The sequence below is a fragment of the Methylobacter tundripaludum SV96 genome, from assembly GCF_000190755.2.
GTDB lineage: Bacteria > Pseudomonadota > Gammaproteobacteria > Methylococcales > Methylomonadaceae > Methylobacter_A > Methylobacter_A tundripaludum.
Window position 1 is genome coordinate 1,226,369 of sequence record NZ_JH109152.1, and the last position, 16,322, is coordinate 1,242,690.

Consider the following 16,322-nt stretch of genomic DNA (forward strand, 5'->3'; position numbering starts at 1 on the left):
GATGTTACGCAGTTAGTCGAATTTCGGCCGCTTTAACATTAAGGAGTCGCTAGCGCGACACTTGATTAAATCGGGTTGTCGCACCCGAAGGCGAGTTACTTTCTTTTGCTTCGCCAAAAGAAAGTAACCAAAGAAAAGGCGACCCGGTTGCCGCTTACTTCCTGCGCTCCTCGCTTTTATCGAGGGTCAGCAGAAGGGGCTCCTGCCCCTCTGCTGACGTGCGGCATCCCTGCCGCCCCCCTAACGGGCTGTTCTCGATAAAAGCTCCGGTGCTCGGCGCGGCAAACGGGAGAAATACCATTCGTGCGTAACATCAGTTATTGATTTCTCTGCACCAAAATAATGCACCTTCTATTGCACCATGATAATGCGCGACGCATTATTATGGTGCCTATTCGCCCTTCCCCTTCAACTTTATATCGTTCGACACATTGCTGTTCTACTCTCTATATTACCGATATGGATTCAGGCAATAAATATGAGCACGACGACAGGAATACAGTAGGTGAGTAAATACCGGGGAACGAAAGCTTGTCTAAAGCGCCCGCTTTTGGTGCTCTATTTCCTGCATTTTCGGCGGTCCGCACCTTAAATAAACCAGCATTACAACTGTCCCAGTATATGTGGCATGCAACATGCTTTTGCTAATCCAGTCATCTTTATAACTGGAAATCTATCATGTCCTCTCAACGCCTTAACCTGCTCTCCTTTTCGGGAAAAACCAAAATTCTCCACATGACGTGGATGGCTTTTTTTATCAGCTTTGTGGTGTGGTTTAACCATGCACCGTTAATGATGGTGATCGCTAAAACACTGGGCATGAACAACTCGGAAATAAAAACCATCCTGATCTTAAACGTCGCCCTGACCATTCCGGCACGCATTGTGATCGGTATTCTGGTCGATAAGTTCGGTCCTAAGCGCACGTATTCAACACTGCTCGCGGCAGGCAGCGTTCCCTGTTTTATGTTCGCCTTTGCCACCAGTTTTGAGCAACTGGCCCTGGCCCGTTTCTTATTGGGCTTCATAGGCGCCGGTTTTGTGATCGGCATCCGCATGGTCGGAGAATGGTTTCCGGCCAAACAAGTGGGTATTGCCGAAGGTATTTACGGCGGCTGGGGAAACTTCGGCTCAGCTGCGGCGGCCGGTGCTTTGCCCGCTCTCGCGCTGATCTATGGCGGTGACGAAGGCTGGCGCTATGCGATTGCAACCACAGGCGTTATTGCCCTGATTTATTCAGTCGTTTATTTCTTCAGTGTGTCCGACACCCCCAAAGGTTCGACTTACTTTAAGCCTAAAAAAGCCGGGGCGATGGAAGTCACCAGTATCTGGGACTTGTTCTTCTATATTCTGATGAGCGTCCCTTTGTATGCCACCTTGAGCCTGCTAACCTGGAAATTATCGCCAACCGGCGCCAACCTGTTATCGAATGGTGCAGCCCTTAGTATTTATACCGGCATTTGGGTTTTATTCCTTTATAACGTCTATAAAATTATCCACGTCAATGAAGAGCATCTGCAACACCCGATAGAGGAAATCCATAAATACAAATTCAAACAGGTTGCCATTCTGGACCTGGCGTATTTCATTACCTTCGGTTCGGAATTAGCCGTAGTTTCGATGTTGCCGCTGTTTTTCTTCGACACCTTCCATGAGTCGCATGGCATTACCATGGTCGAAGCCGGTTTGCTGGGCGGCAGTTTTGCCTTTATTAACCTGGTTGCGCGGCCAATCGGCGGCTGGATTAGCGATAAATTCGGCCGTAAATTGTCCTTAAGCATTTTTGTCCTGGGCCTGTCGGTAGGTTATTTCTGCATGTCGATGATTGATTCGGAATGGCCTATTGCGTTGGCGGTTTTAGTAACAATGTCCTGCTCTTGCTTTGTATCCGGCGGCTGCGGTGCGGTATATGCAATCGTTCCGTTGATTAAACGGCGCATGACCGGACAGATCGCAGGCATGGTCGGCGCTTACGGCAATGTCGGCGGCGTGTTGTTCCTGACCATATTATCGTTTGTTACACCGGCGGTATTTTTTGTGGTTATCGCGGCGGTGGCGTTATCGGTGTTGATTGCCGTACAGTTTATCGATGAACCCAAAGGTCACATGGCCGAAGTTCAGGAAGACGGTACCGTGGAAATGATTGAGTTGAATTGAATGAAATCAGGCGAAGGGTAAAAGGCGAAAGACAAAAAAGCCTCAGCACCAACAAATAAAATGGAACGCAGATGACGCCGATAGTTATGATGCAATAAGATTTTTCTTGAACACTCTGTGCTCATCATATTCATCTGCGTCATCAGCGTTCTATTTTTAACTGCTAAAATAAACCATTCCTAGATACTAACCATGTCCAAACCAACACTCAAAGTCAGCATTGGCTATGCCAGCGATAAAGGGATCAAGCCGGATAATGAGGACTTTTTCGGTTCGTTAATACCGGAAGGCCCGCAACTGACTCATAAAGGCATAGCCGTTGCCATTGCCGACGGCATGAGCGGCAGCGACGCCGGGAAACAGGCCAGTCACTGCTGCGTCATCAGCTTTCTAAGCGATTATTACAGCACCCCCGACTCCTGGTCAGTCAAACATGCCGGACAAAAAATTCTTTCCGCGACCAATTCCTGGTTATACAGTCAGGGACAAAGCCGCTATGAATCGACCAAGGGCATGGTCAGCACGCTCAGCATTATTGTCCTGAAATCAACCACTGCGCATATTTTTCATATCGGCGATTCACGCATTTATCGTTTACGCCAAGGTAATTTTGAGCAGATAACCCGCGATCATCGCATCTGGGTTAAGGAAAAAAACTACCTTAACCGGGCAATGGGCATAGAACCGCATCTGGAAGTCGATTACCGGACTCTGTCTTTAGAAACAGGCGACCTGTTTTTAATGACCACTGACGGGGTACACGACTTTATCGATGAAAAAACCCTGAAAAAACTGCTGGTCCAGGATAATGCGGATTTAACCCTGCTTGCCGAAAAAATCATGCAGCAAGCCGCAGATAATCACAGCGATGACAATCTGACCTGCCAGCTGGTCAGGGTCGATGAACTGCCCGAAGCCAAAGAAGACGAGATTATTCGTCGTCACACCAAGCTGCCCTTCCCGCCACCGTTGGAACCCGGCATGATCATCGACGGTTACCGGATTGAAGCGGAGTTGCATGCCAGCAAGCGCACCCAGATTTATCGGGCCTTCGATACCAAAACCGATACCCAGGTTATTTTGAAGACCCCGTCTATCCTTTATGATGACGATCCCCATTACATAGAACATTTTCTGCATGAAGAATGGGCCGGAAAACGCATTCGTCACGAAAATGTGCTAAAAGTCCTCAGCACTAACCGGGAAAAAAGCTGCCTTTATTACGTCACCGAATTTCTCGAAGGGCCGACGCTGAGGCAATGGATAACCGCTAATCCCAAGCCTGAAATTAAACAAGCCAGGAAAATAGTCGAACAGATTGCCAAGGGCTTGCGTGCTTTTCATCGTATGGAAATGCTGCATCAGGACTTGAAACCCGAAAACATCATGTTCGATAACAACGGCATCGTTAAAATCATCGATTTCGGCTCGGTTAAAATCGCCGGTATCGCGGAAATTACGCCGCTGGAACACAGCGGGGCGGACAACATACTCGGCACCTTGAATTACACGGCGCCTGAATATCATCTGGGACAGCACGGCACGGTAAAATCCGACCTGTTCTCACTGGGCGTCATCACCTATGAAATGCTTAACAGTGCCTTGCCTTTCGGCCAGGACATGCCTGAAAAACCCAACAAAATGAATCTGGGAAAGCTCCATTATGTGCCCAGTTTTCATCACAATGCCATGGTTCCTATCTGGATTGACGGCGCATTAAAAAAAGCCACCGCAATCACCCCGCAATTTCGCTATGACGATTTATCGGAGTTTCTCTATGACCTGTCGACACCCAACCGCAAGTTTTTGAGCGCTGAAGAAGCCATACCGTTAATACAGCGCAATCCGTTATTATTCTGGAAAGGCTTGTCGATAATGCTGCTGTTTACCAATCTGGTCTTGATGTATTTGTTGGTGCATGGCAGTTAACGAGGGTAATAACAGGCGACCGGTCGGTCGCCCATCGAAACTTATGACGGCTTTATTACGCGCTTACAATTCAAATTCCGCGGGATCGATCCCTAATTCCTTGGCTATTCTGGTAGCCACCTTTTTTTCATCGAAATCAAAAACTCCGTCTGAAGAAGCAATGGCTATAATCATGCGAACCAACAGGCGCGAGGCTTGGGCATTCGACTTCATCTTGCCTAGCGCTTCATAAGCTTTGGCTTCGCCGATGTCCTTATCGAATTCAAGCTGGCCTACAAAGTCCTGAAAGGCCTTGATCACATCGCTGGTGGTAAAAATCGACAGCGCATCATGGCTTTCGATAAATTTGACCATTTTTTGCTTTTCGTCAGAACTGATGCTGCCATCGGCCATCGCAACCAATGCGGAGCCTGCCATCGCTGCATTCAAAAAATCCTTGTTCTTGAATTTTAAAGCCTCTGTTTTTAACTCGTTGGCTTTGCTTTTTAATTGACTTAGAAAATTATCGAAACTCATTGTTTTCTCCTGATGTTAAATAGGTTGTTGGTTATGTAGACATGTAGCGGGTTACGACTGTAAAGCTTTTACCACGAAGACACGAAGGACACGAAGATTTAAAGCATAAAGTCAGCTTAGGGGTGTGTGCATGAAATAACTTCACAAGTTAGACCTGGCAGGTTTTTAAAACCTGCCAGGTCTGGGTGCTCTAGCTGCGAAAAGATGTAACCCAACAAAGCCGTCCTTCGTGTCTTCGTGGTGAAAAATTTCTTAAATACTGTTCGGTTATTTAACAGACAGCTCAGTATACTCCGGCAAAGCAACTGACTCCCTGTCACCATAGTACAGCTGTCTGTCTATAATATCCCGTCCCCATTGCTTATGCGTCTCCACTTCGCACATCGCGTCGTGCATCCTGAACACCGCGGGCGAAGAACTTTGACTCAAGGCCAACGCCATTTCGTAATCTCCGCTATCGACGCTGTACATGGCTTCGATGACAGGCACCTGGGTTGGATGAATGGCGGTTTTACCGATCAAGCCATGCGCCAAATCCAGTCGAATCTCTTTTTGTAGGGTAACGGCATCATCCAGGTATTCGAACACCGGCGCGGCCAACGAAAAGCCGTAAGGCTTAAACACCGTAACCAGCTGCGCTATCACATGACCCAGCGGCGTTTCATACACGGTCATAGCCCTTGGCCGCCTGATACCTAAAAGATTCATCAAGTCGTTGCCGCCAATGCGCAGCATTAATATCCGCGCAAAAACAGCGTCCTGTAGTAAGCCCTGACGCAATTCGTTCATCGCGCCGACATCGAAAACCTCCTTGGTTTCCAGCGTCGGCATAACCTTAAACGGCGTGCCCTGCAATTGATCGAAATAAGCGTGAAAATTAGCCTCGTTAAATTTCGGCAACACAAAGCCGTCGACTTTGTCAATATCGGGCAGATCCAGCAGGCGGGCCAGGATTTCCGGATTTCTGGCGCGAATAAAACGGAACCGGGTCGGCGTGTCCCTGAAGCCCTGCAAGCAAAGCCCTAAATGACGTAGGCTGCTGTCGACCTCGGCATGAGAGACGGCGTCTTCGGTGCAAAAAATCATCGACCGCAAGGCTTCCAATTTTTCGCCATTGGCGCAATCCATCAGGTCCAGGCGATGCGCGGGCATATACAGTGAGGCACCTAAACACCACGGTGAAAAAGATTTTGGCGGTGTATTCATCATTGCATCTCTCTGATTAGCGCCACCGCCCGATACGGCAGGTCGGTAACAATATCTATCGGAATAGACAGGGATTCGGCCAGCCAGCGCAAATGCCGGGTAGCCTCGCAATCCGAATCCTGTAATATCAACACCTGTGCTTCGCGGCGCAATAAAACCCGCGTCGCCTCACCGATACCGGGCTTGATGTAATTATGCTGTTTAACGCCGTAACGTTCGCTAATCCAGCTCAATAGCGCTTGGGAAACACTTTGTAATTGTAGCCGGTCATGAGAGCCGATTTCAAAGTCGCTCGCGCATTCTTGCCGCGCATGGTCAACGCAAGCCAGCATCGTGTCAATGAAATAACGGGATAAATCGTGTTGCTCAAACTGCCGGTAATAAACGCAACCATGGAAATCGGCTGGGGCGGCTGTATTCGGGTCGTAAACCGAACGGCTGACCAATCCGGATACGGTGGCATTCAGGATGCACGAAGGGATCAGATAATCCTCCGAAGCAGCGGCAACCGTTGCGCTGCCTGACAAATCGGTCAGCACATACAATTCAGCCGGAATAGTCACGCCATCGGTGACCGCAAAAGCCTGTAAGCTGGCGGCCAATTGTCGCGCAATAACGCCCTTCCCGGTCCAACCGTCGACAAAAACCAACGATTCCGGCGCATGATTTTGCAAAATACGGCGCAAGGCATTTTGATCGATACCGACATCCCGCAGTATGGAAATGGAATAATGGTTTGCTTCGGTGTTGAAATGGCGTTTGAGCACATGCTTGAGCAGCACGCCGACCGGTGTTCCGGCTCTCGCCAGTGAAACCAGGGTAATGCCGTGCGGACGGGTGGCCAAGATGCGCTTCGCCAAGGCCAGCAAATGTCCGGCCATGCGCTGTTGATTCAAGTCCATCGCCTGATAAAACAGCGGCAAATAATGTTCCGGCGGCAAGGACTCATGCGTCAGCATCTGGGAATAATGTTTTTTGCCGGATTGAATCAGGGCTTCCTTAATATGAACCGGCGTATCCTGCATCGCCATCGGTTTTAACAGGAACTGTACGTCGTCTAAGCTATAACTGCCGGTGAAAGGAATTGTCATTTAGTGATTTCTCGGCAATTTATTGATGCACACACGTATTTACGCGGGTTCCCAATCCAGCTTGGGAACCCGGATGACGAAGTTCCAGCTTCGCGAAACGGGAAGCTGGAACTTCCCACACCGAATTCCCAAGCTGGAGCTTGGGAACTAGCATAACTTCGTGTTCTTCGTGTCTTCGTGGTGAAAAGTTTTTTCCTTGCACTATTCGAGGTATTTTTATACGACTCGAATAACATCATTTATAGTGTCTCAACACAAGCCAGCGTTTGAAACAGCTGGGTATTCTTGGGAATTAACGCGTAATCGCACAACGCCATAAACGCCGCATCGGTCTTGCTGTCGCCCGCGCCAAAGGTTAATAATTGGGGATGCTGCCGTCTATAGCCTTCCAGCAAATAGCTCACCGCGCTTTCCTTGTTGATGATTTTCGGTAATACCGCGAGATTGTTGCCGTTCAAATGCCAATACAAACTGCCGTCGACAACGTGCGGATGCGACTTGATCACCTCATCCAGCAGCGTTTTCAAGATCGCTTCGGTGCCGTCGCTGTGTTTGATCACGCCATACCAGGTTATGCCGAAATCGTCGACCAGCCGGGGCTTAAAACCGGGCCGGCGTTTGGCATAAAGCTCGACTTCCGCCCACACTTCCAGCAACTTTCCATGGTACGCGGGCAAGGCTTGCATGATGTTGTCCATCCACACCTTATCGACAGCGCGCTGTTTGTCCAAAATCACCGCGCCGTGGTTCAACACCACTTCTTCCTGAAAAGGCAGGTTGACGCGTTCAAAGGCATGTACATCGCGCGCCGTCACCGGTACGATTTTGAAGCCTTTGGCTAGCCAGTGCCATAGCCATTGCTGCTTTTGCGTGGCGAACGAATTGGCCGAACCGTCGGGCAAAAAGGCCCGTACTTGCAAGGTGCGATCATCCACACCTGGAGCGCATTTCCTCAAGGTCTGGAACAACGTGTCGTCAAGGTCTAAAAAAATGTAGCTTTGCATGGTTTGGGCTGTCTGGTTGAAGTTCGAATCTTGCGCTGATGGCTCGCCATGCGTGCAGCCGGTCATTTAATGCGTCGCACAGCGGCGTTTCATGGCAAAGAATAATGTCGCCGTAATCGTCCGGGTTCAGGTTGTAAATAAAATTGGGAATGCCGTCGTCGTAGTTATCTTCAAATCGGCACACCCGGCCAATATCGTTACCCTGATGAATCGGCGAGCGCGTGGTGCTTTGCACCTTGACCTTAAAGCCCTGGCTTTCCAATTCCCGCCCCAACAAATAGGCGGGGGCGTTGCATTCGCCGGTGCCCAAGACCAGAATCGGGCGCTCATCGCGGCTAAATCCGCTTCGGCATAGCTGCTCGAGCACATCCTTTTCCAAGCTGATCGGGGCATCCAAACCCAACCGGCCCGGCCAGGCCAACAGCGCTTTTTTACACGCGCCATTGCCCGAGACATTGACGGTGATGCTGTCGATGGCGGCGTTTCGCTTGTCCTCAAAACGCAAACGTCCCTGCCTGAAACACACCCATTCCACCGCCACACCGGCTTGATCTTCCAAAGCGGCGCGATCATCGGGATGGGCGAAATTGACCAGACTGACAATAAACACTTTACGCAAACCGGGGTTAACCCGTTGATAGGCTTTAATCAGGCGTAAAAAGGTAAGCCCGGTACTGATTTCGTCGTCGATTAAGACCAGCGTTTCGGCCGTTAAAAACTGCTCACGGTGTTTCGTCTGCTCAGGATAATACAAGAAGAAGTCAGTAGCATGACTATGGGCTTCTTCAAACTCAAGCCGTTCGATGCCGTCCAGATGATAACGGGTCGTTTGGATAAACAAGGCTTGCTCCGCACCTTCGCGGCAGGCCGCCTCAAATACGCCGTAACCCAAGCCGGTTGCGGTTTCCGCCATGCCGATCCACAGCGATCCCGCCCCTATATCGCTTTTTAATACCGCCCGTGCCAAGGAGCGATACGACCAACTCATGAACTTCGGCGATACCGGGTAATGCTTGCCCAATACCTTGCTGACCAGCAAAAACTTGCGCTTGCTGCTGACCCTGGCTGCAAAACCCAGCAATCGGTTAAGCGGGATGTGTCCGGGTTCCAGATCGAGATGCAGGGTTCCGGTGTCTAATGTTACGGTTACTGTTTTTGACATAGTTTGTTGTGGAATCATTTCGTAAGTTGCATCGTTCCTGCGCTCTGGAGACTGTGAAAGTATTCGTTTTAAAACAAAATCAAAGACTTCACCACGAAGGCACGAAGGATGCGAAGTTTTCAAGACATTGAATTAAACAATTATTTTTTCTCCGTGCTCTTCGTGCCTTCGTGGTGAATATGCTTTTAAACGGATTAGGATAATAGTTTCACAGTCGCTGGAGCGCGGGAACGGTAAATCAACCAAAAGCTCACAACAATTCCTGCATCACCACCGGCGTATTAATCTCGGTCACCCTGAGTCCATATCGAATGGTCGGCGGCTGGAAGGGTTCGCCTTTAATACCCTGCAACGCAATATGCGCCAGGTTTGCGCCGGATAAACACGCCATGCCGAAACCGCCCGAAGGACGCGGGTTGATTTCCAACAAACGCACGCCGTGAACGCCTTCCTTGAACTGGATATTGAACAAACCGTTGAGCCGATAGTGGGCGGTTAATCTTGTCACCATGCCGTCAATCTCGACATTGTTATCGATCATTTGCCCGCCGCCTGCCAGTTGCGATTTTTTGCGTTGTACGGCGCACAGCAATTCGCCGTGCCGCCCGGCGCAATCGACGCTCCATTCGGGGCCGCCCAGATGTTCCATGACCAACAGGGTGGCAAATTCCGGGGTGTTAACCATGCCCGAGCGCAATTCTTGCATCGGAATCTGGTATTCAACGCCTTTAAGTATCTGGGTGATACTGTCGCGCTCAGTATCCAAAACCCGAAAGCCCAGGCCGAACACCGAAACCGCAGGCTTAACGCACAGTCTTTGATGCCTTGTCGATAATTCAGCAACCGCGCTATCGAACGCATCACGGTCATTAACGGCGATAAAATCCATGGTCTGTGCAACCTCTGCACTCAACTCGGAATAAAAATCCGCTTTGTTATGCAATAAAGTCAGCGTGTCGACATCGGCAACCGACAGCACCTGCACGCCAATCGCCTGAAAAAATTCATGGTGCTTGCTGATAAACGCCGCTTCTTTGCCGGGCCAAAATAACCGGATATTGTGTTGCCGACAAAAACCCACGCACCACTCAAGATACTCTTGCCCGGTGAGCTCTGTGGGTTCAAGATAACTTTCATCCGCAGCCAGAAAGGCGGCGGCATGGGCATGGGTGTGAGTGCAAATCAGGGTGATTTCGCCGGCCGGAACCGACTGGCGAAGATTTCTAAATACGGCGTGTATGGTCGAAAATGTCTTGTTAAACCAAATTCTCATTGATGCCTACAAATGAATGATAATTTGCGGCAACAACGCGTCAATGGTTCGACCTACGCCATTTTCGCCTATCGCATGCATTTTCCATTCGCCGTTATGCCGGTACACTTTCGCCATGATTTGTGCGGTATGGGGGCCTTGCGAACTCAAGGTATAACGGGCAACTTCCGCATTATTGCTGCTGTCGACGATGCGGCAATACGCATTTTCAACTTCATCGAAAGTCTGGCCTGAAAAGGAGTTAACGGTAAACACCAGCGATTTAACATTGGCAGGCACTTTATCCAGATCAACCTTGATTTGCTCGTCATCGCCGTCGCCTGCGCCGGAACGGTTGTCGCCGGTATGCACAATGCTGCCGTCTTTGCTTTTCAGCTGACCGAAATAAATAATATCGACGACCTTGTTTTGATCGTCAAACAATACGCAAGAAGCATCCAAATCAATGGAGTCTTCGCTTTTTCCGCCGCCAAACAAGCCTTTTAACATGCTGACGGGGACTTTTTTAGCGTCCCAGCCCAAGCCCATGACGACCTTGCTCAGCGCGCCGCCGGATTCTTTGGACAAGGAAATTTTTTGTCCTTTTTGTAGATTAATAGCCATATACATTGCCCCATGTTTTTTTTGCAGTAGATATTAATAAATCACCACGAAGACACGAAGAACACGAAGCTTTATATCTTCGTGTTCTTCGTGTCTTCGTGTCTTCGTGGTGAATAAATTCTTTAATTGCTTATTTACCAATATGGAGCAATTAAACATTAACCCCAAAAGAAGCGGCTAAAGGTCCAAGTCCACCGGCAAAACCTTGGCCGACGGCTTTAAACTTCCAGTCTGCGCCGACGCGGTAGATTTCGCCGAAAATCATCGCAGTCTCGATTGAGGCGTCTTCACTCAAATCGTAACGGGCAATTTCTGCGCCGCCGTCCTGGTTGGTAATACGAATATAGGCATGGTTAACTTGACCGAAATTCTGCTTACGCGCGTCGGCCTCATGAATGGTTACGGCAAACACGATTTTGTCGAGGTCGGCGGGGACTTTGGATAATTCAACCTTGACGGTTTCATCATCGCCGTCGCCTGCGCCGGTGGTATTGTCACCCATGTGCTGAACCGCGCCATCGCCGACCACTTTGTTATTGTAAAAACAAAAATCGCTGTCTGAGCGGACTTTACCGTCCATTTTAACCAGAAAGGCACTCGCATCTAAATCAAACGCCGCGCCATCGGTTGCACGGGCGTCCCAGCCTAATCCCACTGCGATTTTATTCAATCCTGGGGATTCTTTACTGAGATTAACGTTACCGCCTTTCGTAAGTGATACTGCCATGATTCTCTCCTGATTGTTATTGAAGTTTATAGTGGATTACCACCGTTAAAGCCGCTCAGCGACTAATGGAAGTTTTTTGTTATACGCTGGAATTAATCCCGTATCGGCAAGTCAAAGCCGCCAATCCGCCTGAGTACCACTGTGAGCTACGACTTTAAATTTCCATAATATGTCGACAGGTGCCGGTCGCCATGATAACCGCTAATAAACGGCTTGCATAGTAAGCCATGTAGTCCACGGAAGTGTATTTATCTGATGCGCATTCGGGAGAAGGTATGCAACTCCAAGATGGGGGAAGTAGAGCGATTGCCGAGCGTGTATTCCGATTTAAGCGCTGATGTTACTACGCGTTGTCCATTACCGCCGCGGAAAAGATAGGCCGCAGATGACTCGGATTTGATTTTCCTTATCACTGCCCGGAACTATCCTCTGTAGGACGTGCCGTGCGCGCCTGGGTTTCAAAGGCGCGCACGGCACGCCCTACACCGCCTCATCCGTTTCGTTCACAACAGCGCTTTAATCTCCGGCACACAGGAGCCGCAGTTGGTTCCGGCTTTAAGGCAACGACCGACTTCCTGATGGGTTTTGAGTCCTTTTTCCCTGATCGCGGCTTGGATGGTTTTTTCCCCGACATTAAAGCAGGCGCAGACGATGGTGCCGACATCGGCGACGCCTACGGGCGGCTTGCCGGTCAATAACGCCATGCGCTCGGCTTTTTCCAATTCTGTTTTTGCAAACAGGCCGGTCAACCAGTTACGCTCCGGCAACCGCTCCCTGCGTTGCTCTACCTCCTGCATCCATGCAGTCGCCGGCAACGCGGACCCGGCGGCGGCGATAAAAACCACGCTTTCCAGCTGATTGTTCACGATACGCGCGGCTCTGTAATTACCTTGAGCGGGATCTTGATATTCCTGCCACTGCGGCGTTGCGCCGTCATTATCGCTGAGGTTTTTTTGCGCCCATTCCTGCCAGTTTTCAGGCAAGCTAAGCCCGGCCAGTTCATAACGATAAACCTGTTCGCCTTTAACTTTCACCCAATAGTCCGGTGCAACCATGCTTAACTCGCCGCGGGACAGGATAAAACCTTGCCAGGCGGGTTGATACGCTTTGATGCGCACCGGCGTATGCTTGCTTTCCGGTTGGTTGGAAATCGGGTCGACTATCGAGTTGACCAACGCGCCCATCCGTCCACGGCTGGCGTATTGTTCGGTCCAGTGCATCGGCACAAAAACGTTGCCTGGAAGTTGGCTGTCGGTAATCTGCACCCGTGCAATCATTGATCCCCAATGGCTTTCAATGGTTGCCAGACTGTTTCCCACCAAGCCGTAACTTTGGGCATCAACCGGATGCACCTCCACAAAAGGCTCGGCTTTGTGCTGGTTTAATTTCGCCGCAATAGCCGTGCGGGTCATGGTATGCCACTGGTCGCGCAATCGGCCGGTATTTAAAATTAATGGATAATCCTGATCCGGCGGATTGACCGGCAATCGCGGCGTGACCGCAATAAACTTGGCTTTGCCCGACTCGGTAAAAAACTTCCCATCATCAAACAGCCTTGCCCTGCCCTGCGGATAAGCCTGATTAACCGGCCATTGGGTCGGTTGCAATCGGTCGTAATCATGCCGGGACATATTCGCAAACGCCGATATGTCGAAATCGCGCAGGCCGTTATTTTCAAAGCCGGACAGCGCGGCGTGTTCGCGAAAAATCTCTACCGGACTTTGATAATGGAACGCCTGTTCAAAACCCATGCGCCGCGCCACTTGGGTGATAATCCACCAATCGGGTTTTGCGCCGCCCGCCGGTTTAAATAACGCCCGTTGCCGCGAAATGCGCCGCTCGGAATTGGTGACCGTGCCGTCTTTTTCGCTCCAGCCTTGCGCGGGTAACAGCACATGCGCCAAGGCGGTGGTATCGGTGTCGGCGATGCAATCGGACACCACCACAAACTCGCAGCCCTGCAAGGCTTGTTTGACTTTATCGGCATTGGGCAAGCTGACCACGGGGTTGGTGCCCATAATCCACACGGCTTTGACTTTGCCGTCGTAAATGGCGTCGAATAATTCCACGGCCGGATAACCCGGCTTTTGGGCAATGTTTGAGGTATTCCAAAACCGTGCGACCCGCTCTATATCGTCGGCGCTGGAAAAATCCATGTGCGCAGCCAGCTGATGCGACAAGCCGCCGACTTCGCGCCCGCCCATCGCATTGGGTTGTCCGGTTAGCGAAAACGGCCCCATCCCCGGCTTGCCGATGCTGCCGGTCGCCAAGTGGCAGTTGATAATGGCATTAACCTTGTCGGTGCCGGATGACGATTGATTGATGCCCTGGCTATACAGGCTCATGACTTTTTCATGTCCGGCAAACCATTGATAAAAACGGTGCAGGTCGTCTTTATTTAGCCGACACGCCTTTGCGACCTGTTCAATATCGACATTGGCAGTATTCAGGGCTTCAACAAAACCTTCGGTATGCGCTTCGATATAAGCCGAATCCAGCGCGTTTTGCTCGCTCAAAAAATGCAGCAGACCGTTAAACAAGACGGCATCAGTGCCGCTCGCCAGCGGTAAATGCAAATCGGCGATGTCGCAACTGACGGTGCGGCGCGGGTCGATCACCACGATTTTCAAGGCCGGATTGGCTTCCTTGGCCGCGCGTATCCGCTGGAAACTGACCGGATGACACCACGCCGCATTCGAGCCGATCAGTACGATCATCTCGGCCTGCTCGAAATCCTCATAACAGCCCGGCACGGTATCGGAGCCGAAGGCGCGCTTATGCCCGGCGACCGACGACGACATGCACAAACGGCTGTTGGTATCCATATTGCCGCTGCCGATAAAACCTTTCATCAGCTTGTTGGCGACATAATAATCTTCAGTCAACAATTGCCCGGAGCCGTAAATCGCCACCGCATCCGCGCCGTATTTATCGATAACGCTGATAAAGGAATCGGCCACCAGATCCAGCGCTTCCGTCCAGCTGGTTTCACGCCCATAGACTTTGGGCTGCAATAGCCTGCCTTTGAGTTCGATGGTTTCGCCGAGCGCCGAGCCTTTAGAGCAAAGCCGACCGAAATTAGCCGGATGCGAAGTGTCGCCGCTGATTTTAAGGCGATGATGCGCATCATCGACCTTCGCGCTGATTCCGCAGCCTACGCCGCAATAGGGGCAAGTGGTTTGTATCGTTTTATTCATTAAAAACAGTTTGAAGTAAGTAGGTTAATTCGCCATGAAATCGCGTAGGGTACGCTGTGCGTACCTTATCAACCGCCACGAAATTCAAGTAAAGATACGCACAGCGTACCCTACGCGACGGCATAAGCTTTACCGAAAATCAGCATATCTCTTATGTCGGAAATATTGTCTTCCTTCTCCAGCAATTCCTGATACCAGCTGCCATCGGCCGTATCACCGTACAGCACCGCGCCAATCAGCTTATTGGCCTTAATGACCAACTTCTTGTAAATGCCTACAGCGGGATCGGTAAAATGGATGTATTCACAGTTTACATCACCTTGAAAATCGCCGATCGAAAACAGGTTGATACCCGTTACTTTAAGCTTGGTCGCAGTCGGCAAGGTGATATATTCCGCCGCGCCATGCGCACTGAGATGATTGGCGCAGACTTTGGCCTGCTCAAACAGCGGAGCAACCAGGCCGAAGGTAGCGCCGCGATGCTGGATACATTCTCCGACCGCATAAATGCTGGGGTCGTAACTTTGCAAGGTATCGTTAACGACGATGCCGCGCTCGCAGTAAATCCCCGCTTCCTGGGCCAGCGCCATGTTGGGACGTACGCCGATTGCCGTAATAAACAGATCGCATTCGAGTTGGCTGCCGTCTTCGAAACTTACCGTCGTAATATGCCCCTGTTCATCGCCCGACAATTGCTTGAGTTTGGCGGCCATTTTAAATTTCAGGCCGCGTTGCTCCAGTTCCGTTTGCAGCATTTTTGCTGCAGGCCTGTCCATTTGCCGGTTCAGCAATACTTCATGATTATGAATCACCGTGACGTCCATGCCTCTTGAAACCAGACCGTTGGCGGCTTCCAAACCTAACAGCCCGCCGCCCAAGACCACGGCCTTGTTATAGCTACGGCTGTAAGCCAGCATTTTGTTGACATCGACGATGTCCCGAAAGCTGATTACGCCTTCCAGGTCATTGCCCGAAATCGGCGGTATGACGGCTTTGGAGCCGGTAGCGATCAACAGCCGGTCATACCCGGCAAATGTGCCGTCCAGCGCATAGATTTTTTTGTTTATCCGGTCTATCCGCGCCACGGCTTTATCTTCGCCCGCATAGAGCGTTATGCCGTTGTCGATGTACCATTGACGGTTATTGATGACAATGTCCTCAATGGTTTTTTCGCCGCACAGCACCGAGGACAGCATGATGCGATTGTAGTTGCCGTAAGGCTCAGCGCCGAACACGGTAATGTCGTATTTATCCGGCGCGGCGGTTAGCAGTTCCTCTACGGTTCGCATACCCGCCATGCCGTTGCCGATGACGACCAAGCGTTGTTTCATCCGGTATTCCTTATGGTTAAAGCTATCAAATCAAGCTATGTACGCAAATTTACGGGCACCCGGTGGGTATTCGCTTACACGCTGTTTGCAATTCAATAGCAAACTACATGCCGCATACCGGCGTTG

General features: G+C 50.5%; 12 protein-coding genes. 2 read left to right on the forward strand and 10 right to left on the reverse strand.

Features of this window, described 5'->3' with window-relative positions; all coding sequences use genetic code 11:
* The first annotated feature begins 678 nt into the window (after positions 1-678).
* A complete protein-coding gene (locus tag METTU_RS05565) occupies positions 679-2,157 on the forward strand; it encodes a NarK family nitrate/nitrite MFS transporter (RefSeq protein WP_006890327.1) in 1,479 nt (492 codons plus the stop codon).
* A gap of 192 nt (positions 2,158-2,349) precedes the next feature.
* Positions 2,350-4,086, forward strand: a complete 1,737-nt coding sequence (locus METTU_RS05570) for a bifunctional protein-serine/threonine kinase/phosphatase (protein ID WP_006890328.1) — start codon at positions 2,350-2,352, stop codon at positions 4,084-4,086.
* A 63-nt stretch (positions 4,087-4,149) separates the two neighbouring features.
* Here METTU_RS05570 and METTU_RS05575 read toward each other — a convergent pair whose 3' ends face one another.
* The 10 genes from METTU_RS05575 to METTU_RS05620 form a co-directional block, all read right to left on the reverse strand.
* On the reverse strand, positions 4,150-4,602 hold the full coding sequence (locus METTU_RS05575; protein ID WP_006890329.1) for a tellurite resistance TerB family protein: 453 nt from the start codon (positions 4,600-4,602) through the stop codon (positions 4,150-4,152).
* Between the two features lie 267 nt (positions 4,603-4,869).
* Positions 4,870-5,811, reverse strand: coding sequence for an HpcH/HpaI aldolase/citrate lyase family protein (locus METTU_RS05580; protein ID WP_006890330.1), 942 nt, complete (start codon positions 5,809-5,811; stop codon positions 4,870-4,872).
* Positions 5,808-6,899, reverse strand: coding sequence for a cysteine protease StiP domain-containing protein (locus METTU_RS05585; RefSeq protein ID WP_006890331.1), 1,092 nt, complete (start codon positions 6,897-6,899; stop codon positions 5,808-5,810). The genes METTU_RS05580 and METTU_RS05585 overlap by 4 nt, the downstream gene beginning before the upstream one ends.
* 239 nt (positions 6,900-7,138) lie before the next feature.
* Positions 7,139-7,903, reverse strand: a complete 765-nt coding sequence (locus METTU_RS05590) for an HAD family hydrolase (RefSeq protein ID WP_006890332.1) — start codon at positions 7,901-7,903, stop codon at positions 7,139-7,141.
* A complete protein-coding gene (locus METTU_RS05595; protein WP_006890333.1) occupies positions 7,875-9,065 on the reverse strand; it encodes a phosphoribosyltransferase domain-containing protein in 1,191 nt (396 codons plus the stop codon). Before METTU_RS05595 ends, METTU_RS05590 begins: the two co-directional genes overlap by 29 nt.
* A 250-nt stretch (positions 9,066-9,315) precedes the next feature.
* On the reverse strand, positions 9,316-10,338 hold the full coding sequence (locus METTU_RS05600) for an ATP-grasp domain-containing protein (RefSeq protein ID WP_006890334.1): 1,023 nt from the start codon (positions 10,336-10,338) through the stop codon (positions 9,316-9,318).
* Positions 10,339-10,344: 6 nt separating this feature from the next.
* The gene (locus tag METTU_RS05605; RefSeq protein ID WP_006890335.1) at positions 10,345-10,941 is read right to left on the reverse strand and encodes a TerD family protein; all 597 of its coding nucleotides are present in this window, start codon (positions 10,939-10,941) and stop codon (positions 10,345-10,347) included.
* A gap of 151 nt (positions 10,942-11,092) precedes the next feature.
* On the reverse strand, positions 11,093-11,668 hold the full coding sequence (locus METTU_RS05610) for a TerD family protein (RefSeq protein ID WP_006890336.1): 576 nt from the start codon (positions 11,666-11,668) through the stop codon (positions 11,093-11,095).
* 503 nt (positions 11,669-12,171) lie between these two features.
* Positions 12,172-14,865 carry a nitrate reductase gene (locus METTU_RS05615; RefSeq protein WP_006890337.1) on the reverse strand — a complete coding sequence of 898 codons (2,694 nt, stop codon included), beginning with the start codon at positions 14,863-14,865 and terminating at the stop codon, positions 12,172-12,174.
* Between the two features lie 110 nt (positions 14,866-14,975).
* Positions 14,976-16,196, reverse strand: a complete 1,221-nt coding sequence (locus METTU_RS05620) for an NAD(P)/FAD-dependent oxidoreductase (protein WP_006890338.1) — start codon at positions 16,194-16,196, stop codon at positions 14,976-14,978.
* Positions 16,197-16,322: the final 126 nt, after the last annotated feature.